Origin of the sequence: Veillonella absiana, from assembly GCF_032970865.1 — a bacterium.
In the GTDB taxonomy this organism is placed as follows: domain Bacteria; phylum Bacillota; class Negativicutes; order Veillonellales; family Veillonellaceae; genus Veillonella; species Veillonella absiana.
In genome coordinates this window covers 95,467-115,687 of record NZ_JAWJZB010000006.1, presented here as the reverse complement: position 1 = coordinate 115,687, position 20,221 = coordinate 95,467, and the positions used below count along the sequence as shown (strand labels likewise).

Here is a 20,221-nt window from a genome sequence, read left to right as displayed (position 1 = left end):
TTATTCAGCGCTAGTTTCTTCAGTTTCTTTAGCTTCCATCAATTCAGTTAAAGCCAAGCCCAATTTCTTTTCCTCTTTGTTCAAGGAAATGATTTTCACTTCAACGTCTTGACCGCGAGTTAAGTAGTCTTCTACTTTTGCATTGCGTTGTTTAGTGATTTGGGAAATGTGAAGTAAACCTTGGATGTCGTCATTAACTGCTACGAATGCACCGTAAGCTACCAAACGAACAACTTTACCATTGATTACATCGCCAACGTGTAAGTTTTCTTCAGCTTCGTCCCATGGGCTTTTGCTTAAAGCTTTTAAGGACAAGGATAATTTGTTGCTTTCAGCGTCGAAGGATTGTAATTTAACTTCGATTTCTTGACCAACGGAAAGAACATCTTCCACTTTTTTAATTTTTTGCCAAGAAATGTCAGAAATATGAAGTAAACCTTCGATACCACCGATATCTACGAATGCACCGTAAGGCATAATTTTGCGAACGATACCTTTGTAGTTTTCGCCAACATTGATTTTTTCTAATGCTTCAGCTAATTTAGCTTGACGTTCAACTTCAAGCACAGCACGACGAGAAAGAACCAAACGGTTTTTCTTTTCATCGATTTCCAATACTTTAGCTTCAAATTCAGTGCCTACCAAATTGTCTAGGGATTTTACGAAATGTACATCACCTTGGGACAATGGGATAAAGCCACGAAGGGATTTTACTGTAACAACCAAACCTGCTGGGATGGCATCAATACCTTTACATACGATAGCTTCATCTTTTTCTTGAGCTTCAATAACATATTGCCAATCTTCGTCTTTAGCCAAGCGAGTCATAGAAAGATAAACAGGATTATCTTCTTTGATGTGGTTCATGATAACTGCTTTAATTTCATCACCATAATGCAACACATCTTTGGCAGAAGCTGGTGCTGGATAAGAAATTTCTGTTCTGTTCAATACAGCTTCGGTTTTGTATCCGAAAGACACGTAAGCGCGTTCGTCTTCTACTTGTACTACTGTACCGTTAACGACATTACCTTTCTTAAAATCTTCTTGACCTGCTGCTGCTAATAATTCTTCAAATTCTTTCATTGTCTCAATGACCTCCTTAATAATCCAGTCGGGAGTCGATGCTCCGGCTGTTACTCCTACTGTCTGAACGTTTTCAAACCACGCCAGTTGTATTTCAGCAGAAGTTTCGATGTGATAAGTTGTACATCCAACGTCACGACAAACCTCTGCCAATCGGTTTGTATTGCCGCTATTCTTACCGCCTACCACAATCATAAGATCTACTTCACGGGCAAGATCTACTGCAGAATTTTGTCGTTCCTGCGTAGCATTGCATATCGTTTTGAAGACCTTAAGATTCTTAGATTTTTTTTCTAATACCCCTATTATACTGTTAAATTTAAATTGTGAAAAGGTAGTTTGTACAACAACCCCCATTTTTTCAACAACTTGTAGATTTTCAGCGTTTTTTTCATCTTCAATGATTATCCCTTTATTTTTGGCCCATAAATTTATACTTTTGACCTCAGGGTGATTTTTTTCACCTAAAATGACCAATGTCATTCCATCTTCAATAACAGATTTTGCATCCATCTGTGCCTTTTTAACGTGAGGACATGTAGCATCTAATACATGTAACCCCTTTTCTTCGGCTTCTTTATAGATTTCCGGTCCTACACCATGAGAGCGAATAATCATCGTCCCCTCTGAAATATCGCTAACTTCTTCAATAGGACTGACCCCTCGATTTTTCAATTTATCCACAACTTGAGGATTATGAATAATGGGTCCTAATGTATAACTTCTACCTGGCTCATTAGATGCTTCTGTGGCAATTTCTACTGCCCGTTTTACACCATAACAAAAACCATGATTTTCCGCTAATTTTATTTCCACAATGTTTCCTCCACAGTTCCTGCATGATAGTTATCAATCATATGTTGTATAGCAGATTTAACTGTATCATTTACTTCTTTAATAGCCTCCACTGTTGGCTTAGCTTTTTTCACTGGAATTGTTTTCCCAATGATAACAGCTACTTGATTTCTCTTAATTTCATGTGTGCCAATAACTGCTACTGGTGTTATACCAATACCAGTACGTAATGCCAATGAGGCTGCACCATCATGAAATTTACCTAATTTACCAGGCTTTTGACGAGATCCTTCAGCAAAAATACCTAATACTTTATTATCTTTTAATAAACCCAAAGCATGACGTATAGCTACCTTATCTATAGCACCCCGATTTAAAGGAAATGCTCCTAACCATGTACAAATAAACTTCGAAATTGGATTAACGAATAATTCTTGTTTCGCCATAAAATGTACATGCCGAGGTAATGCATAACCGACAATAGGTGGATCATTATTACTCAAATGATTTGGTACTACAATAACTGGGCCCGTTTCAGGAAAATTATCTCGTCCATAAAACTTAGCATTATAACCTACTTTATAAACGAGCCAAAATGCAGTACGCCACAAAAATGTAGAAAACTTATTCATGTTCGATGGTCTCCTGCACTAGTGTTAGTATATGTGCTACTGTTTCTTCAAATGTTAAATTACTAGAATCTACTACGATTGCATCCTCTACACAAACCAAAGGAGATTCTTTTCTATTTTTATCCATTTCATCTCGATTTTGGACACTCTCTTGAATTTCCACCAACGGTTGTTCATTATCAGTTCCTTTGACTTCTAACCAACGACGTTTAGCACGGGCTTCTACAGAAGCTGTTAAATAGATTTTTAATTCTGCATCTGGTAACACCACTGACCCAATATCACGGCCATCCAAAATAACGCCCCCCACCTGGGCCATGGCTTGTTGTCGTTCCACCAAATACTCGCGCACAGCCTTGTAGGACGCAATTTTAGATACATTATCATTAATCGCTTGTTGACGAATTAAACCAGTTACATCTCGTCCTTTAATAAACACCTTACATGATGCATCACTAGGCTCCATAGTTAATTCCAAACTAGGCAAAATAGATTCTACTTGTCCTTGGTCATCAGGATTTAAATCTTGGTCTAATACCGCCCAGGTTACTGCACGATACATAGCGCCAGTATCAATATATAAATACCCCAATGTATTGGCTACTACCTTTGAAATACTACTTTTACCTGCGCCGGCAGGACCATCAACAGCGATGGCTATTTTTTTATGTTCACTCATAGCGGTCCTCTCACGTATTATTCAAACATATCTGGATGTGTAATATGCATGGCTGCCACATAGCCAGTGGAAAATGCAGCTTGTAGATTATATCCCCCTGTGAAAGCATCGAAATCGAGCACTTCACCGGCACCATATAGGCCACTTACCAGTTTAGATTCCATCGTTTTAGGATTAAATTCCTTTAAGGATAACCCACCAGATGTAACAATGGCCTCCTCAACGGGACGTAAACCTTTCACATTTAGAGTCATATGTTGTAATACATATAACAATTGCAAACGTTCTTCCTTTGTAATTTGGTTAATTGGCTTAGCTGGATCGAGTTCCGCCAAACAAATCACCATAGGAATAAGGTTTTGAGGAAGTAAATCCTTCATTCCGTTTGCTAATTGTTTCTTAGAATATAATTCAAAATCTATTTGCAAACGTTTATCTAATACCTCTGCCGTTAAGGCCGGTTTTAAATTAATTTCAATTTGCACAGGTGCTTTTGCCTTCTTAAGGAGTTTACCAACGGTATGGCTCAAGGACAAAATAATTGGTCCCGTCACGCCGAAATGAGTAAACATCATTTCCCCAAATTGTTTGGCATGTACCTTATTTTTAGAAACCACAGACACCTCTACATTACGTAGGCTAAGGCCCATGATTTCTTTTACCCAAGCTTCTTCAGTCACGATAGGTACCAAGGATGGACGGATTTCAGTAACGGAATGGCCAATTTGTTTAGCAAATTTGTATCCATCACCAGTAGAGCCTGTCAAGGGATAGGATTTACCTCCCGTAGCAATAATAATAGCATCACACTCATAAGTATGCTTGTCGGTTTCTACAGCTTTCACTGCACCATCATGAACCAAAATACGTTCTACGGGCTCATTGAGATGAACGGTAGCACCGTATTTTTTAAGAACTTTCATAAAGGTATTACGTACATCTAGGGCCGAGTCAGATTCAGGGAACACACGACCACCACGTTCAACCTTGGTTGGTAGGCCCCATTCATGAAGTAAATCGAGAAGATCCACATTCGTAAAGCGTTCATAGGCTCCATACAAGAATTTACCATTACCCGGTGTATTTTTAATGAACTCGCTCATATCAGCATTGTTGGTAATATTACAACGGCCTTTGCCGGTAATGCCCATTTTCTTGCCTACCATATTCATTTTTTCAAGCAGTGTAACTTGTGCGCCTTCACGAGCAGCAATAACAGCCGCCATTAAACCGGCCGCACCACCGCCGATAACTACAACATGCTTCATTATTTCACCCTGTTATTTCTCTTTGACTTATCAAAGGACTTAAAGGCATCAGATTTGTGAGAATCACTAAAACGTTTTGGCCGTTCAGATGATTTAAAGCCCTCAGATTTTCTAGCACCGCCAGCGCATCTTGGACGGTCTGAAGATCCAAACTCATCAGATTTTCTAGAATCAGTTCTTCTAGATTTAGAATAACCATTATTATTAAATCGTTTCGTAGTGCCCGATTTTCTATCATCTTTTACTTTATCAAAAAGTTTGCGTGTATTAGATTGCTGTGTTTTCACCGTCGGATCGACTGCACCCACTGCCTTTAATTGACGCACTTCGATATTGGTTAATTCACGGAAGGCGCCTCGTTTAACACCGCCCAATGTTAAACCTGCATAAGCAATGCGTTTTAGATTATGAATTTTATATCCAAAATGTTCAAACATGCGCCGTACTTGACGATTTTTACCTTCGTGGATAGTAATTTCAATTTCAGTAATTCCATTGTGATCATCAAAACCTAGGTCATAAATTGTAGCTGATGCAGTCACACCATCCTCTAAAGATACGCCAGTTGCGATAGTCTCCAAATGTTCATCACGGACACGTCCTTTTACGCGTACTTCATAGATTTTCTCAACACCTTTAGATGGATGTGTTAAATTTTGTGCTAACTCACCATCATTAGTGAGTAATAACAATCCTTCTGTATTTTGATCTAAACGACCAATTGGATAAATTCGATGTTCTTTATCCTTCATGAAATCCATGACCGTCTTACGACCTTGTGGATCCGTTACAGTGGTAATAACGCCTTTAGGCTTATTCAACAAATAATATACTGTTTTTTCCGTTTCTAATAATTGACCATTTACTTTTACACGGTCTCTATTAGGATTGATTTTATACCCCAATTCTGTGACTTTTTTTCCATTCACTTGAACTTTACCCTCTGCAATGAGCTCCTCCGCTTTTCTGCGCGAAGCTACGCCACAGCTGGCAATAAATTTTTGTAGTCGTTCCATTCTTTACCTTATCTTTCTTTATTCTAGATTTAATGCACATCCTGAGAATTAGTAGTCAAAGCTTCTGTTTCATCCACTGTATCTACTGCCGTCACCATAGTCATATCACTAGTACCTTCAACACGATCATCTTGATGTGTCACTTCTTCATGTAAATCAGCTAGTGAATTCACGCCTACACTGCGCAAAAACTCATCTGTTGTACCATATAAAATAGGACGGCCAATACTATCCTTGTGCCCCAATTCACTAACAAGCCCCCTCGATAATAGTTGCTTTAATACCTTATCGCTATTTACGCCACGTATTTCTTCCACCTCAGCCTTTGTAACAGGCTGTTTAAAGGCTATAACAGCTAATGTTTCCATCGCTGCATTAGATAATTTATCTTCTTTTCGACGAATCTGCCCGATATATTCACTGGCTTCTGGTGCACTAACGAGCTCCACACCCATACCAGAGATACGAATGCGAATGCCTCGATTCTGATGAACCAAATACGATTCTAATTCTTTTACTGCTAATATAATATCGTCTTTAGGGCTTTCAAAAATGTCAGCTAACACATCGTAGGTTAATGGTTTAGCTGCTGCAAAGAGTACTGCCTCTATATGTGCAATATCAATATTCATCAAGCTCCTCCTGTAATGGTTCATCTACTTGTGCTGACAAGATAATATCATCATCTATATCTGTTATAAATAAAGTTTGTTGTTTCAATAATTCTAATACAGCCATAAAAACAGTTACCATTCCACTCTTGTCGCCAATTTCCATTAATAGTTGACTAAAGAACATGCTCTCACCACGCCGAGCACGGCTAAATAAATGAATCATCATATCCTCAAGACTATACGGATCTTTCTCTACCTTAACCTGTGTTATCGGTGTTTCTTGTTCTTCTAATACACGTTTAAATGTGTTAGCGAATACTTGGTATAAATGAGAAATATCAAGCTCATAATATCGATCTAAACCAAGAACGCTAGTTTCCTCTGGTCTGGAAAATAATGTTGTATCTAAGGAAGTCTTTTCATAAATTAGTTCTGTAAACTCTTTGATTTTCTTAAATTCAACAAGTTTAGCTACTAATTCATCACGAGGATCTTCCTCATCCTCTGTAACTGGTGAGGCCTTTGGCAATAACATACGCGATTTAATTTGCAACAATGTGGAGGCCATTACAAGAAATTCACTACTATAATGAATGTCAAAATGATTCCAACTGTCTAAATACTCCATATATTGGCTTGTTATTTCTACAATAGGAATATCATAAATTTCAATTTTGTGGTTTTCTATTAAATGTAATAATAAATCTAACGGTCCTTCAAAGACTGAAAATTTATAGCTATAGTCCTCCATATAGTTCCTTTTTTAGTAGCAGAATATATTAACCTCTATAACCATTTAATTATAAGCTACTTTACTAGAAAACTCTAGTCTATTTCACGTAATGTGTCCTCCTCAATGTATTGTATTTTTTACTTAGTTCTGATATCTTATAATAAGCAATTTTATTTATTTTTCATTACAAATTTATACTATGTCGCGAAAGGCTTATACCATGCTTAACGGACTCAAACAGATATACCATAACCCCATATTTAGATATGGCATTATCGGTATCATAACGTATATTGTTCTTACCCTCATCTATACACCTATTACATTAGGGCTCGATGTTGAAGACATTACAATTTTAGCGGTTCCTACCAGTGTTGGTTTATTCTTATTCCAATATTTTATGGGCTCCACCGTTTTCCACAGACCATTCATTGGTCATGGACTTGTAGGTATCTTATGGATGCTCACATTCCCACTACTATTCCATTGGTCCTATATTAAACCACTCTATTTTTATGAATTCGCTAATGATTTTTTATTTGGCTTACTCATATTCATGGGCTGTTCTGGACTTCATTTTCTCGCAACCTTCCCTCAAAAATGGACCAAAAGTATTAGTTTTATTTTTTCCATCATCAGTATGTTACTGAGCTTAATTCCATTTATTCAAATTGGCTATTATATTGCCACTTGGCATTGTTTGACACCTGCCAGCTTATTAGCTTTGTATATGACAAATCCTGAGGAAGCCTTCGGTTTTCTAAAAAGTACAGCTGGATATCCTGGACTTATCGCCGTCGGTATAGGACTCATAGTTTGGACCTATTTCCTCTACTGGTGTCATTGTGGTATGAGTCGTGTAGTAGAACTCAACTCTACACGTCCACTTCGTCTTGGCGTGCTTGTGTCCGCACTAGTGGCCTTTCTAATTTATGTACCATTCTTCTTATTTCCTGTTACTTGTATTATGGCTAACTGGTACGCTGCTGTTGACTATGTAAAACAAATGCAACAATACAACGACCACCATCATAAGGTATATGATTCATTTAATTTAGATTCCCCAAATACAGCAGCAAAGGAAACACCCGGTACCATCATCCTAGTCATTGGCGAATCTGCCTCTCGTGATTATATGAAGGTCTATAATCCTGATTTTGCCTATGATGATACACCATGGCAAAGTCAAGTATCACAAGATAGAGATAATTTTTACTTCTTTAATCATGCCTATTCCTCATATGTACAAACTGTACCAACATTAGAACGCGCCCTGTCAGAACGTAACCAATATGACGATCGTCCATTTTTAGATTCTGCAAACATTATGGACATCGCTAAAAAAGCAGGCTATAACACAACATGGTTTAGTAACCAAGGTGTGTTTGGTGAATACGATACAGCCATTTCTTTAATGGCTAAAACATCAGACAAAACCAAATGGGCTCATGAGTCCTATAGCTTCTCTGATCGTTATGATGAATATCTACTTCCTCTTTTGAAAGAAGTGGATCCTACTAAAAATAACTTTATCGTCATTCATATTATGGGCAGTCATATTTACTATAATGACCGATATCCACATGAATTTAGCAAATGGAAAAAAGGACCTTCCCCCGATGGTATGGAAGCCTATGCTAATAGTCAACTCTACACAGATTGGCTCTTACAAAACATTTATACCTACGCCAAAGATAATTTACACCTTCAAGCGATGGTATACTTCTCAGATCATGGTGAAAGCTTAGATAAATCTCATAATCCAGATACATTCGATTTCACGATGGCTCGTATTCCATTCTGGATGTATCTGTCTCCTGACTATCGCCAAGCTTTCCCCACAACAGCAAGAACCTTAGCCGAAAATAGAAACCAATATTTCACAAATGATTTATTGTATGATACGCTTACTGGTATCATGCAAGCCCCTAGTAATCATTATGATGCGACCCGAGATTTCTCGAATCCAAAGTATCGCTTTAATCTTCATAATTTAACTACACTACTAGGCGAACAACCGCTTGCAAATGATCCATTGTATATGAAGTAAAACTCAATTAAATACATGCCAAAACCCCGAGATAATGAGTTTTTCATTACTTCAGGGTTTTCTATTTCTACCTATTACTTATTAACATTCATTTATAAGATAAGCTTTCAGCCCATATCTTTCACCCATACCCCAAACTATAAAGCAAATAGCTAGCTCTTATAATATATTATTTTCTATATCATGTTCTGTATAAACTTGAATACCATGTTTAAGTAATAATTCTGTAGTAACACCATTACCATCAACTAATCGTTTGGAGAATGTGCCATCATAAATTTGACCTTTACCACAGCTAGGGCTTCTAGATTTTAGTACAGCATATCTACAATGATATTTTTCTACTAATGCTAACGCCATAAGTGCACCTCGGTGAAATTCTTTTGTCACATCTTCTCCCGATGCACATCTTACATATTCCTGTATTCGTTCTGCAGGAGCCCTAGGCGTTGTCAATCCACCTAATACCTCAGGGCAACATGGAATAATTGTATAGCGCTCTTTAAGACGCTCAATATGCTCTACATAATTATTTCCACCATTATATTTACAATTGTCACCTAATAAACAAGCACTAACTAATATATAATTCTTTTCTTGATCGCTCATAGGTATATCCTTATTAAATAATCTACGATAGTACATATACTTGCTCTATACTTACAAATACATATCCCATAATTTCATCATTTAACGGGCTAGTATAAAGCTAATCTAAGTATATATAACCTCTATTAGATATAAAAAAATAGACTAACCGAAGTTAGTCTAAATGGTGCCGAGGACCGGAATCGAACCGGTACGGTTATTTCTAACCGACGGATTTTAAGTCCGTTGCGTCTGCCTGTTCCGCCACCCCGGCATGGGTAACGTTAGTATGTAATTATGGAGGCGGCACCCAGAATCGAACTGGGGAATAAAGGTTTTGCAGACCTCTGCCTTACCGCTTGGCTATGCCGCCATAGTGGAATAATGGAGCGGGAAACGAGATTCGAACTCGCGACCCCCGCCTTGGCAAGGCGGTGCTCTACCGCTGAGCTATTCCCGCATGTACATGGTGCCTCAGGACAGAATCGAACTGTCGACACACGGATTTTCAGTCCGTTGCTCTACCGACTGAGCTACCGAGGCATACATAAATGGCGACCCCGATCAGATTTGAACTGACGATCTTCGCCGTGACAGGGCGACATGTTAACCGCTACACCACGGGGCCGTATTTAGAGTACTTTGTTAGTATATAGTTTTTCACACATATTGTCAAGCGTATAAATAGATAAATTTTACAAAATTTAGACCCCCTACTCTCACATTTGATGTGAAGCTATATATTCTAACAAATAAGGGCGTTCATCTTTAATCGTCGTATCTTCTTGATGCCCAGGATGAATGTATAATGCATCAGAAAAGGTTATGATTCTTTCTATACTCGCTTTCATTTCCGCTGCATTCCCTGTATAGGTATCTATTGTTCCTACCATTTGCTTAAAAACAGTATCTCCTGTAAATAAATGATTTTCCCACTGAATACATACCGATCCCGTGCTGTGCCCTGGTGTATGATGAACTTGTAAATCAAAGGGCCCCACTTGTAGTTGTCCTTCTATTAAATCTTCACACTCAGTATACATTTTTTTTTTGTATACACTTGGACGACGTCTAATCAACTGTAATAATTCTTGATCATTAGGATGTAAATAGGCTGGTATATTAAAATATTGGCAAACATCATCGAGTGCTGTTACATGATCACAATGACCATGTGTTAACAGCACTGCCAACGGTGTCGTATCTTTCACCATTTCGATAATATGTTGACTGTGAAAGCCTGGATCGATAATGATAGATTGATTATCTTTAATTAATATATAACAGTTCGCCTTATATAGTCCTAAGGGGCGCTTTAAAATAGTCAACTCTATCACCTTCGTTTACGACCTTGATTCCATATCACTTGATACTGTTTTGGTTTAGATGATTTTATAAAATAGCCTTCCCAAAATTGAGGATGAAACATAACAAGTATAGTAAATAACTCTAAACGTCCTAATAGCATATCAAATATAGCCACTAATTTTGCAAAATCATGGAGATCTGCAAAAGAACTTGTGGGACCAAAATTACCAAAGGCAATCCCTACATTAGCGAGAAAGGCCGTTACAATTTGAAGTGCATCACTGGTTTCCATACCAGTACAAGCCATACCAATTACAGATAGTATATAAATAGCCACAAACAAAAAGAAAAATTGTTGTGTCATTTGAATCCATTTATCAGGCATAGGCTTACCATTTACACGCACTAGTTGAACCATATCAGGGTGAATAGACTTGCGCAAATGCATAATACTACTCTTCATTAATATGATAATTCGAATAATTTTAAGGCCCCCTGTAGTAGAACCACTACAGCCTCCAAAGAAACTATACACAAATAAAATAATTTGAGATGCTGCAGGCCATAAATTATAATCTGCTATAGCAAAACCGCTACCTGTTTGTAAAGACACTAACATAAATGTAGCTTCTCTAAACAATGTAACTAGGCTTTTAGTAGGGGAGAAATACCATAAAAATAGAAATACTGATATCACACCAATAGCTAAAACAAGTAAATACATGCGTGTCTCAAAATCCAAAAATATGGATTTAATGCCTTTATGAAGTGCGTTATAATAAACTGAAAAATTGCCCCCCGCCAGAATCATAAAGAATACGAATACTCCTGTAATATAATTACTAGCACTATAATCAAATCCACCTGCTGTAGTTGGCGCAAGTCCACCGGTAGCAATAATTGAAAATGCATAATTTAATGCAATAAAAGGTTCAATTCCACCAGCCCACAACATCAAAAAACAAGCCACAGTAAACACCAAGTATAATCGCCATAATTTTGATGCCATAGATCTGATTCTAGGCATTACCACACCAGGCTTTGGCACAGAGGCTTCGGCATTAAAGAAATGAGCCGCATCGGCCCCTAAGTTTTTAAGGAAAGATAGAATCAAAACGATAATCCCCATCCCTCCAATCCAGTGCAATACACCACGCCATAAAATAAAGGCTTTTGGAATAGTGTCAACGTCGGCAATAATAGATGCACCTGTAGCAGTAATACCCGATGTAGATTCAAATAAAGCACTTAAAGGATTCGTTAAAATACCAGAGAAAATAAATGGTAAAGAGCCCAGTATTGATGTCAAAATCCAAATCATAGACACCACAAGAAAGCCATCCCTTAAACTAAAGTTTTGGCTCTTGATTCCATTTCTATATAACCATCCAGCTAATACTAGGGCTAGTAAACTCGTATAGAGAAATGAAAAATATAAATTTTGATTGATTAATCCATATACAAATGGAATTAGAGTAAAGGCACTAAAGATAAATAATAGTTGCCCTACGAGTCTCATAACAATTTGGATACGCATATGGCTCCTACAGCAGTATTACTGCAAATATTTAAGTAATTTATTTACATTATCTGGCAATGTAAACATAATGATATGGTCGCTTTCTAAAACCTCAGTAATCCCAGTCGGTACAATAGGCTCGCCATTGCGCAAAATGACCCCTACAAGAGCTTTTCCTGGAAGGCGGATATCCTTCAATTGTTTTCCTACAATAGGGGAAGATCCAGTAATTTCTAATTCAATGGATTCTGCTTTACCACCTTCAAAAGTAGAAATACTTACGAGCCCCTCACCACGGCGAACAAAACGGAGAATTTCACCAGATGTCAATAATCTTGGGGAAAAAACGACATCAATTCCCACTTGTTCCATAAGCATAATATATTCAGGTCGACCTACACGAACAACTGTTTTAGGAATCCCCATATGTTTACCAACAAGAGCTACTAGCAAGTTAAGCTTATCATCATCCGTAAGGCAAATAATAACATCACTATCACCGACTTCTTCGGCCTCAAGGAGTTCTAAATTCGTTGCATCCCCATTAATAACCAGGGCTTTATCTAGCTGTGATGCCAATAACTCACAACGCTCATAATCTTTTTCAATGACTTTTACAGAAAAGCCAGCTTGCTCTAATAATATAGATAAGTTTCTACCAATTAGACCGGCCCCTACAACAGTAGCGCGTTTATTGTATGTATAATTATTATGGAACCAAGTTCGTTCCACCTCTTCTACACTTTCTTTTAATCCTAGGAAGAATACATTATCATTGAATTCTAGATAGCTGTCACCATGAGGAATAATCATTTCCCCAGCCCGCAAAATACCCACTAGTAATACGCCTTCTGGAAATCTGATTTCTTTAAGTGGTTGATGTAAAATTGAAATTTCATCATGTACCTTAAATTCCATCAATCGTACAGTACCTTGGCCAAATTCCTCTACATCAATAGCACCTGGTGTTTCAAGTATTTGCAGCAATTCTTGAGCCGTGACCATTTCTGGATTGATAAATAAATCAACACCTAAACGATCTCGTAGGTGTTCATCCATATTTTCAACCATAGTATTATCCCGAACACGAGCAATAGTTTTAGGAATACCTAATATTTTTGCTACTGAACAAGACAAAATATTAACCTCATCCGAGTCAGTAACAGAAATAAACATCCCTACATCTTCCACACCAATTTCTTGAAGTAATTTTAAATCACTACCATTGCCATGTACTAGATTTACATCGAGACTACTTTTTAAATTGTCAATTCGTTCTGCAAATTTATCAACAATAAATACATCATGTTCATCTTGTACTAATCTTTGAGCAAGGGAATATCCAACTTTCCCTGCACCTACGACTATGATTTTCATAATTTAATCCTTATTATCGGTGTCCTCTCCAGATTTAATATTACTTTGATCAGCACCAGTTTTATCAGCAGAATTTTGCTCCCGTTGTAAATTAGTTTCTGTCTGCTCTAAAGCTAATTTTTCAGCTTCTGCACGCTTGGTGTCTAAAAATTTACGACCGTCATCTGTGAGCAGTGTCCAACCATCTTCTTGAACAATTTTCCGTTCCTTCATTAAATGACCCAAGGCTCTTTTAAAAGCAGCTTTAGAGATATTAAATTTATCCTTAATGAGCATGGCAGAGGAACTATCGCTGAATGGAATCTTACCATTTCTCTCTTCCAAATAATTCATAATAACATCGCCATCAGATAGCAATGCCTTTTCCTTAATTGGACGCATAGATACGTTGACACGTCCATCATCACGTTTAAACGTAATACGTGCGGATACCATTTCACCGACTTTCACAGTATGTGTCATTTCACTACGGTGCATAAAGGCAATCCAACGTTCAGGGGTAATCAAGAACGCACCATCACCGGTGAGGTTATAAACTGCGCCTTGTACCATTTGGCCAATCGTTGCCTCTACAGCAGGTTTTGAAGCACGACGCATTTCGTCATCTACGTCCATAGATACCGCTAAACGACGTGATTTATCCGTATACAAACGAACCCAAACCTTTTCGCCCACTTGTGGACGGCCACGCATTTCCGCATGAGGCATAAAGATACCACGTTCAGTACCGACCTCAACAAAACAACCGAAATTCGTTGTATTAATGACTTCTGTATATCCAATTTGACCAATTTTCATAGCCGGTAAGCGCATACTAGCAGTTAAACGACCTTTGGGGTCTTTGTAGAGGAATACCTCTACTTCATCACCAATAGCGACCTTGTCAGTTTGTTGATCATTATGAAGCAAAATATCATCAGAGGTATTACCAGTTTGACCATCTAAAAAGGCGCCTTGTTCACTTTTACGCAACACCTTTAGAGTGGCAATGGTATTCTCCATTAATTCGCTAGCCATATTATACTCCCTCAAATTCTACTTGAACTGCATCATTCCATAATTGTTCAAGACCATAGAATTCACGTGGTTCATCGCCGCCAAAAATATGACAAATGATATCGCCAAAATCAAGCAAAATCCATTCGCCTTCACGGTAGCCTTCGCGGTGAAGTACTGTTACGCCTTCTTTAGCTGCCACATCTTCGATTTCATCAGCAATACTTTGTGATTGCTTTACATTATTACCGCTGACGATTAGGAAATAGTCACCTAACATAGAAATGCCTTCTAGGTCTAAAATCGTAATATCATGAGCTTTTTTCTCGAATGCTGCTTGTGCCAATGCTAATGCTGTGTTTTTAATATCTTCCTTTTTTTTCATTATATCTCCTTAATTATTCTTTTGTACTATTAGATTTTGATGGTGTATTACTCGTTGTATCCGATTCAGTCTCACCAGGTTCTTTAGGTGTACTTGTGGAGGTTGTTCTTTCTTCAGATTTACTATCTTCCGATTTTACGGTACTTGTAGTTGATTCACTTACCGTTGGTGTTTTAGTGAGGTTACCATTCGCATCATCGGCTGGTAAATCCCCCATCATAATGCCCACTAATCGTTGAGATTCCGTTGGATTAATATTCCAGTATATTTTTCCATCAATGGATTCTTTTTCACCAGGCAAAATGTAGAAATGAATATTTTCCTGTGCCATACGGCCGATTTTCATCATCAAGCTGATAGCATCATAGGTAGAAATATTACTTTCATATTCATCCCATACACGCCAAATATGATAGGAATTTGTCACTGTGAAAGAACTCAAAGATTGATCCAATAAGAGTTTCAAGAAACGTTCTTGTCGTTGTACACGTGTAAATGTGTCATTATTATCATCGGAATATCGTAAATATCCTAGAGCGTTTTCACTATTTAATGTTTGGAATCCCCGACGAAGACTGATATCTTCCTTCCCAGTAGCACTGTCTACATGGGACATATTCTGTTCCACATACATATCGCGATTACCATACACATCATTTGTTTTTTTGAAAGCTGCTTCATCCACTACAATGTAGTATGGAATAGAGATACGGAATATATCCTCTACCACTGCCTTCGTTAATTCGATACCACCTTGGCTATACATAGTATTTAACATATCTACCGATTTTTGGTTTCGGCTTTCAATTTTACTATTGCTAGGAATACCAATGATGTCCATGGTTTTCTGTTCTTCATTAATGGCCATGAGGAACAATGAATCGGATTGGGCCGGATTATTAGTATCCTTGCCAACAACAAGAACATAAATTGGTTTATCTACCGCTTGCTGTTCTACAGACACAGTGGGTACTGTAGTTCTTGGTTGATTTTCATCACTCATCGTAGCACTAGTATCCGCTGATGTGCTTGAGGAACTTAAACTAGTTTGTACATACGAAACGGCTTGTGATACCCCATAAACAAGACCACCTACAACAGCGATTAACAAAAGAATGACAAAAATCAAACGGCCCCATTTAACACCAGATTGTTTTGTGCGCTTCTTTCGTCGTTTTCGCAAGGCGGATTTATTTTCATCTTGCGCCATACTATTTCTCCCTACTATTTGCTTGTATTTCTTCAATTAATGCATTACGACCTTCTATGGTCAATGTATAAATCGTAGCCTTTGAATCAAGTAAAAACTGGATTGTATTATCATAGCCTAATAACACAGCTTGATTCAAATTTTCTTTTGCAAGGTCTCGTAAAGCTTCAACACCAGGGAAATCACGGTTTACCTCAATGTAATCCGCTAGGAATACAATTTTATCCAGCTTAGACATATGGGGTTTTCCCGTTGTATGAACACGGATGGCTTCTAATACTTCTGGATCTATAACACCATAGTCTTGTTCAGCTACAATCATACCTGCTAAACCATGAAGTAAAGCGCCGCTATTACGCATCATTGAATCAACAGCCAAACCTTTTGATTCGACTACGGCTTGCATGTCTTTTAGCTTGTATTCTTTGGCAGAATCATGTAATAACGCAGCTAATTTAGCTTTTTCTATATCAGCGCCATATTGTTCAGCTAGTTCCACAGCTGCGTCAACAACGCCTAATGTATGAATAAATCGTTTTTTTGATAAATGCTGGCTCAACTGAGCCTTCATTTCTTCAATTGTCACTGTACGTCCTCTTCATTTCGTATTTAATTAGTATGTTCAGTATGTAGAACGCTAGTACTATCTACATCTGTATAAATATTATTATTGGTAATATAGTCTACTACACATTTTGGCAACATATAACGTACTGTTTTACCAGCACGCAACCGTTCCCGTAAATACGTAGCAGATAATTTCATCTCCGGTACCTGTAGGAGGTGAATACGACCAATTGCTTTCTCACCAAAAAATTCTAGTACTGAGTCCACCATTTCTTTTGCATCTGGTCGCATGGCACCAATAAAATGACATAATTGTAATAATTCATCAATATAATGCCACGATGGTAGTAATTCAATCGTATCTGTGCCAGCAATGAAATAAAACTCTACATCAGGTCCCATCTGCTCTTGAAAATATCGTATGGTATCAATTGTATAAGAATAACCATCTCGTTTAATTTCCACATCAGAAATAGTGAAATGAGGATTATCCTCCACCGCGGCAGCCGTCATAGCATATCTATGATAAGCACTAATAACATCATGAAATTTATGTGGTGAAATATGAGTAGGCACAAAGATAACCTGCTCTAATTCAAATTCCTCATAAGCAACCTCTGCGATCATTAAATGCCCTAAATGAATAGGATTAAATGTACCACCAATAATGCCAATTCGTCTTTTTTTAGTTGTCGTTTCCAAGAGAATCACCACACAATCTCAGAAATACTACTAGGCTTATATAGCCTATCACCGTATATTCCCTGTTTGAATCAAGTTATAGCTCTAAGAACAAGATAGCCTCTACTTACACCAAAGTTAATCTATGATATAGTGCATCACGGCCATACAAAGGCCCACGATACATAAAAATAACAATATGGCTTGTCCATAAGATATCCATTCATAACGTCCTTTAGGAGTTTGTACGTATTGATAATACCCGCGTACCATTTGTCGCAATCGAACCAATGTATTATCCTCGAACTTGGCCAGTACCAGTTACAACATATTTAATGGATGTTAACGCTGGTAGCCCCATAGGTCCACGAGCATGTAACTTCTGTGTACTAATACCAATTTCAGCACCAAAGCCAAATTCAAAACCATCTGTAAATCGTGTAGATGCATTCCAATAGACTGTAGCCGCATCGATACGATTTAAGAATTCTGCAGCCGCTTGATCATCGCTAGTGACGATACATTCAGAATGATGTGTGGAATATTGATTAATGTGTTGAATAGCAGTTTCCAAAGAATCTACAATACGTACATTTAAATCTAAATCATTATATTCTGTAGCATAAGAATCCTCTATTAAAGGAATCACTTGCGCCACGCGGTGTTGAATCGTTTCATCTCCATGAATACGTACATTTCGCGCCTGCATAGCTTGCTCTAACATTGGTAAAAATTGGTCTGCTACCGCTTGATGTACTAACAATGTTTCCATGGAATTACATACTGAAGGACGTTGTACCTTCGCATTAATCGAAATCTCAAGAGCCATTGACAGGTCTGCTGTTTCATCTACAAAGGTATGGCATATACCACTACCAGTTTCAATAACCGGGATAGCACTATCTTGGACAACACGTTGAATTAATCCAGCACCGCCACGAGGAATGACTACATCGATATAGTCTCGTAGGGATAATAAAGTCCCTACCGCCTCACGATCTAACACCTCAACGAGTTGAATAGCATCAGGATTAACACCATTCTCAGCAATAGCATCACGAATGACCTTCACCACACATTGGTTTGTACGGAATGCTTCTTTACCACCACGAAGTATGGTTGCATTACCTGTTTTGAAACAAAGTACCGATGCATCTACAGTTACATTTGGACGAGCTTCGAAAATTATAGCAATGACACCTAATGGTACACATCGTTTTTCAATGTGTAAACCATTAGGGCGCTCGATCACATCAAGGACGCAACCTACAGGATCCTCTAAATCAACAACTTGACGAACGCCTTCTGCAATTTGTTGAATGCGTTCTGTTGTCAATTTCAAGCGATCTAACATAATCGTAGGAATTTGATTGATCACTGCATCTTTCATATCTAACTCGTTAACTGCTAGAATTTCTTCTGTGTGTTCTTCTAATCGAGCGGCAATAGCCAATAAGATTTTATTTTTTTGCTCTTCTGTTAATTGGATGAGTTCTTGAGAGGCAAGTTTTGCTCTTTCACCCATATGTTGAAATATGTCAGCATATTGATTCATAGATACACCTCAATTATCGTAAAATAACAAGATTATCACGATGAATAACCTCATCATAGGTAGCATTAATACTCGCTGCATCAATACCTAATAAGTTGGCAATTTCCGCAGTTTTATGACCTTTGATTAGGTCAATATCATGGGAACTATAATTCACCATACCACGTGCAATCTCCTTGTTGCCATGAAGAATGCTACAGGTTTCACCTGGTTCAAATTCTCCAACTACAGAAATAACACCAGCTGGTAAAATACTAGAGCCTTTATCCAAAATGGCCTTAGCACAACCATCGTCCACATGAATTTCCCCTTGTAAACGTTTGCCAAATGCCACCCAATGTTTCTTTTGATTATGAGCGTTTTCCAGTGGTTTAAAGTGAGTTCCTACCACTCCACCTTTAGCAACAAGGCGTATAGAATCATCTTTTTCACCAGAAGCTATAACCATATGAACACCAGAGTTAGTAGCAATATGAGCAGCTTTGATTTTCGTATACATGCCACCAGTACCAATGGATGAGCCAGCACCACCAGCAATAGCATAGGTTTCATCAGTAATTTGAAGCACTTCATCAATTAAAGTAGCCTCTGGATTGGTAGACGGATTGGACGTATACAAGCCATCAATATCAGACAAAATCAACAATAAGTCAGCTTCAATAATACCCGCCACATTAGCAGATAATGTATCATTATCACCAATTTTAAACTCCTCGATAGCTACGACATCATTTTCATTGATGATAGGAATAACACCTAAGCGCAATAACGCATTTAAGGTATTACGTAAATTCAAATAACTATGACGAGACGTACTATCTGCACGGGTTAGCAATATTTGACCTACAGTGTGGCCATATTCACGGAACATCCGCTCATACATATGTAACAATACACCTTGTCCAACCGCTGCAGAGGCTTGTCTAAGCACAATATCACGAGGGCGCTCTTTAAATCCTAACGGAGCCAGACCAGCCCCTACAGCACCAGAGGAGACAAGAATCATCTCCTTGCCTTGGTTTGCCAAATCAGAGATTTGACGAACAATTTTTTCGATGCGTTCTAAATTCAAATGACCTTTTTCATAGCACAATGTACTACTTCCTACTTTTATGACAATTCGTTTTGCCTGTTGAATCTCTGCTCTCATATCGCATTCCTC

At 37.9% G+C, this 20,221-nt stretch carries 18 protein-coding genes, 5 tRNA genes and 1 pseudogene; 1 reads left to right on the top strand and 23 read right to left on the bottom strand.

The window, feature by feature from the left end; all coding sequences use genetic code 11:
- The 7 genes and pseudogenes from RVY80_RS06195 to RVY80_RS06165 all read right to left on the bottom strand — a co-directional run bounded on the left by RVY80_RS06195 (position 1) and on the right by RVY80_RS06165 (position 6,841).
- Positions 1–1,902, bottom strand: coding sequence for a bifunctional 4-hydroxy-3-methylbut-2-enyl diphosphate reductase/30S ribosomal protein S1 (locus RVY80_RS06195; RefSeq protein ID WP_295187974.1), 1,902 nt, complete (start codon positions 1,900–1,902; stop codon positions 1–3).
- Positions 1,893–2,513: a lysophospholipid acyltransferase family protein gene (locus tag RVY80_RS06190; RefSeq protein ID WP_295187972.1), complete on the bottom strand. Its 621-nt coding sequence runs from the start codon at positions 2,511–2,513 to the stop codon at positions 1,893–1,895. The genes RVY80_RS06195 and RVY80_RS06190 overlap by 10 nt, the downstream gene beginning before the upstream one ends.
- Positions 2,506–3,192: a (d)CMP kinase gene (gene cmk, locus RVY80_RS06185; protein WP_317329965.1), complete on the bottom strand. Its 687-nt coding sequence runs from the start codon at positions 3,190–3,192 to the stop codon at positions 2,506–2,508. The genes RVY80_RS06190 and cmk overlap by 8 nt, the downstream gene beginning before the upstream one ends.
- Positions 3,193–3,209: 17 nt before the next feature.
- Positions 3,210–4,460, bottom strand: coding sequence for a BaiN/RdsA family NAD(P)/FAD-dependent oxidoreductase (locus tag RVY80_RS06180; RefSeq protein ID WP_317329963.1), 1,251 nt, complete (start codon positions 4,458–4,460; stop codon positions 3,210–3,212).
- Between the two features lie 302 nt (positions 4,461–4,762).
- Positions 4,763–5,476, bottom strand: a pseudogene (locus RVY80_RS06175) (pseudouridine synthase); the annotation flags it as partial.
- A 29-nt stretch (positions 5,477–5,505) separates the two neighbouring features.
- On the bottom strand, positions 5,506–6,108 hold the full coding sequence (gene scpB, locus RVY80_RS06170; RefSeq protein ID WP_295187966.1) for an SMC-Scp complex subunit ScpB: 603 nt from the start codon (positions 6,106–6,108) through the stop codon (positions 5,506–5,508).
- The gene (locus RVY80_RS06165) at positions 6,098–6,841 is read right to left on the bottom strand and encodes a segregation and condensation protein A (protein WP_317329962.1); all 744 of its coding nucleotides are present in this window, start codon (positions 6,839–6,841) and stop codon (positions 6,098–6,100) included. Before RVY80_RS06165 ends, scpB begins: the two co-directional genes overlap by 11 nt.
- Before the next feature lie 202 nt (positions 6,842–7,043).
- Here RVY80_RS06165 and RVY80_RS06160 point away from each other — a divergent pair, with 202 nt between their 5' ends.
- The gene (locus tag RVY80_RS06160; protein ID WP_317329961.1) at positions 7,044–8,873 is read left to right on the top strand and encodes a phosphoethanolamine transferase; all 1,830 of its coding nucleotides are present in this window, start codon (positions 7,044–7,046) and stop codon (positions 8,871–8,873) included.
- Between the two features lie 159 nt (positions 8,874–9,032).
- On the opposite strand, the gene RVY80_RS06155 is transcribed toward RVY80_RS06160, so the two are convergent.
- The 16 genes from RVY80_RS06155 to proB form a co-directional block, all read right to left on the bottom strand.
- Positions 9,033–9,482: a 2-thiouracil desulfurase family protein gene (locus RVY80_RS06155; RefSeq protein WP_295187962.1), complete on the bottom strand. Its 450-nt coding sequence runs from the start codon at positions 9,480–9,482 to the stop codon at positions 9,033–9,035.
- Positions 9,483–9,646: 164 nt separating this feature from the next.
- Positions 9,647–9,735, bottom strand: a tRNA-Leu gene (locus RVY80_RS06150).
- A 24-nt stretch (positions 9,736–9,759) separates the two neighbouring features.
- Positions 9,760–9,834, bottom strand: a tRNA-Cys gene (locus tag RVY80_RS06145).
- 12 nt (positions 9,835–9,846) lie between these two features.
- A tRNA-Gly gene (locus RVY80_RS06140) sits at positions 9,847–9,921 on the bottom strand.
- A gap of 7 nt (positions 9,922–9,928) precedes the next feature.
- Positions 9,929–10,004, bottom strand: a tRNA-Phe gene (locus RVY80_RS06135).
- Between the two features lie 9 nt (positions 10,005–10,013).
- Positions 10,014–10,089, bottom strand: a tRNA-Asp gene (locus RVY80_RS06130).
- 91 nt (positions 10,090–10,180) lie between these two features.
- Positions 10,181–10,789: an MBL fold metallo-hydrolase gene (locus RVY80_RS06125; RefSeq protein WP_317329960.1), complete on the bottom strand. Its 609-nt coding sequence runs from the start codon at positions 10,787–10,789 to the stop codon at positions 10,181–10,183.
- Positions 10,790–10,794: 5 nt separating this feature from the next.
- Entirely contained in the window at positions 10,795–12,306 is a 1,512-nt protein-coding gene (locus tag RVY80_RS06120) for a TrkH family potassium uptake protein (protein WP_317329959.1), read from the bottom strand.
- Between the two features lie 18 nt (positions 12,307–12,324).
- Positions 12,325–13,665, bottom strand: coding sequence for a Trk system potassium transporter TrkA (gene trkA / locus RVY80_RS06115; RefSeq protein WP_317329958.1), 1,341 nt, complete (start codon positions 13,663–13,665; stop codon positions 12,325–12,327).
- Positions 13,666–13,668: 3 nt separating this feature from the next.
- On the bottom strand, positions 13,669–14,682 hold the full coding sequence (locus RVY80_RS06110) for a CvfB family protein (RefSeq protein WP_295187956.1): 1,014 nt from the start codon (positions 14,680–14,682) through the stop codon (positions 13,669–13,671).
- Between the two features lies 1 nt (position 14,683).
- A complete protein-coding gene (gene rsfS, locus RVY80_RS06105; RefSeq protein ID WP_295187954.1) occupies positions 14,684–15,046 on the bottom strand; it encodes a ribosome silencing factor in 363 nt (120 codons plus the stop codon).
- Positions 15,047–15,059: 13 nt separating this feature from the next.
- Positions 15,060–16,256 (bottom strand): LCP family protein, encoded by a 1,197-nt coding sequence (locus RVY80_RS06100; protein WP_317329956.1) that lies wholly within the window; start codon positions 16,254–16,256, stop codon positions 15,060–15,062.
- 1 nt (position 16,257) lies between these two features.
- A complete protein-coding gene (gene yqeK, locus RVY80_RS06095; protein ID WP_295187951.1) occupies positions 16,258–16,842 on the bottom strand; it encodes a bis(5'-nucleosyl)-tetraphosphatase (symmetrical) YqeK in 585 nt (194 codons plus the stop codon).
- 23 nt (positions 16,843–16,865) lie between these two features.
- Positions 16,866–17,525, bottom strand: a complete 660-nt coding sequence (gene nadD, locus RVY80_RS06090; protein WP_295187949.1) for a nicotinate-nucleotide adenylyltransferase — start codon at positions 17,523–17,525, stop codon at positions 16,866–16,868.
- A 274-nt stretch (positions 17,526–17,799) separates the two neighbouring features.
- Positions 17,800–19,059 (bottom strand): glutamate-5-semialdehyde dehydrogenase, encoded by a 1,260-nt coding sequence (locus RVY80_RS06085; protein ID WP_317329955.1) that lies wholly within the window; start codon positions 19,057–19,059, stop codon positions 17,800–17,802.
- Positions 19,060–19,072: 13 nt separating this feature from the next.
- Positions 19,073–20,209, bottom strand: a complete 1,137-nt coding sequence (gene proB, locus RVY80_RS06080) for a glutamate 5-kinase (protein WP_317329954.1) — start codon at positions 20,207–20,209, stop codon at positions 19,073–19,075.
- Positions 20,210–20,221 lie beyond the last annotated feature (12 nt).

Coding starts and splice junctions, on each gene's coding strand:
- rsfS (WP_295187954.1), bottom strand. CDS start 15,046: ATGAAAAAAAAGGAAGATATTAAAAACACAGCATTAGCATTGGCACAA.
- RVY80_RS06085 (WP_317329955.1), bottom strand. CDS start 19,059: ATGAATCAATATGCTGACATATTTCAACATATGGGTGAAAGAGCAAAA.
- trkA (WP_317329958.1), bottom strand. CDS start 13,665: ATGAAAATCATAGTCGTAGGTGCAGGGAAAGTTGGATATTCCCTTGCT.
- RVY80_RS06160 (WP_317329961.1), top strand. CDS start 7,044: ATGCTTAACGGACTCAAACAGATATACCATAACCCCATATTTAGATAT.
- RVY80_RS06155 (WP_295187962.1), bottom strand. CDS start 9,482: ATGAGCGATCAAGAAAAGAATTATATATTAGTTAGTGCTTGTTTATTA.
- RVY80_RS06165 (WP_317329962.1), bottom strand. CDS start 6,841: ATGGAGGACTATAGCTATAAATTTTCAGTCTTTGAAGGACCGTTAGAT.
- RVY80_RS06100 (WP_317329956.1), bottom strand. CDS start 16,256: ATGGCGCAAGATGAAAATAAATCCGCCTTGCGAAAACGACGAAAGAAG.
- RVY80_RS06120 (WP_317329959.1), bottom strand. CDS start 12,306: ATGCGTATCCAAATTGTTATGAGACTCGTAGGGCAACTATTATTTATC.
- RVY80_RS06110 (WP_295187956.1), bottom strand. CDS start 14,682: ATGGCTAGCGAATTAATGGAGAATACCATTGCCACTCTAAAGGTGTTG.
- RVY80_RS06180 (WP_317329963.1), bottom strand. CDS start 4,460: ATGAAGCATGTTGTAGTTATCGGCGGTGGTGCGGCCGGTTTAATGGCG.
- cmk (WP_317329965.1), bottom strand. CDS start 3,192: ATGAGTGAACATAAAAAAATAGCCATCGCTGTTGATGGTCCTGCCGGC.
- RVY80_RS06190 (WP_295187972.1), bottom strand. CDS start 2,513: ATGAATAAGTTTTCTACATTTTTGTGGCGTACTGCATTTTGGCTCGTT.
- scpB (WP_295187966.1), bottom strand. CDS start 6,108: ATGAATATTGATATTGCACATATAGAGGCAGTACTCTTTGCAGCAGCT.
- proB (WP_317329954.1), bottom strand. CDS start 20,209: ATGAGAGCAGAGATTCAACAGGCAAAACGAATTGTCATAAAAGTAGGA.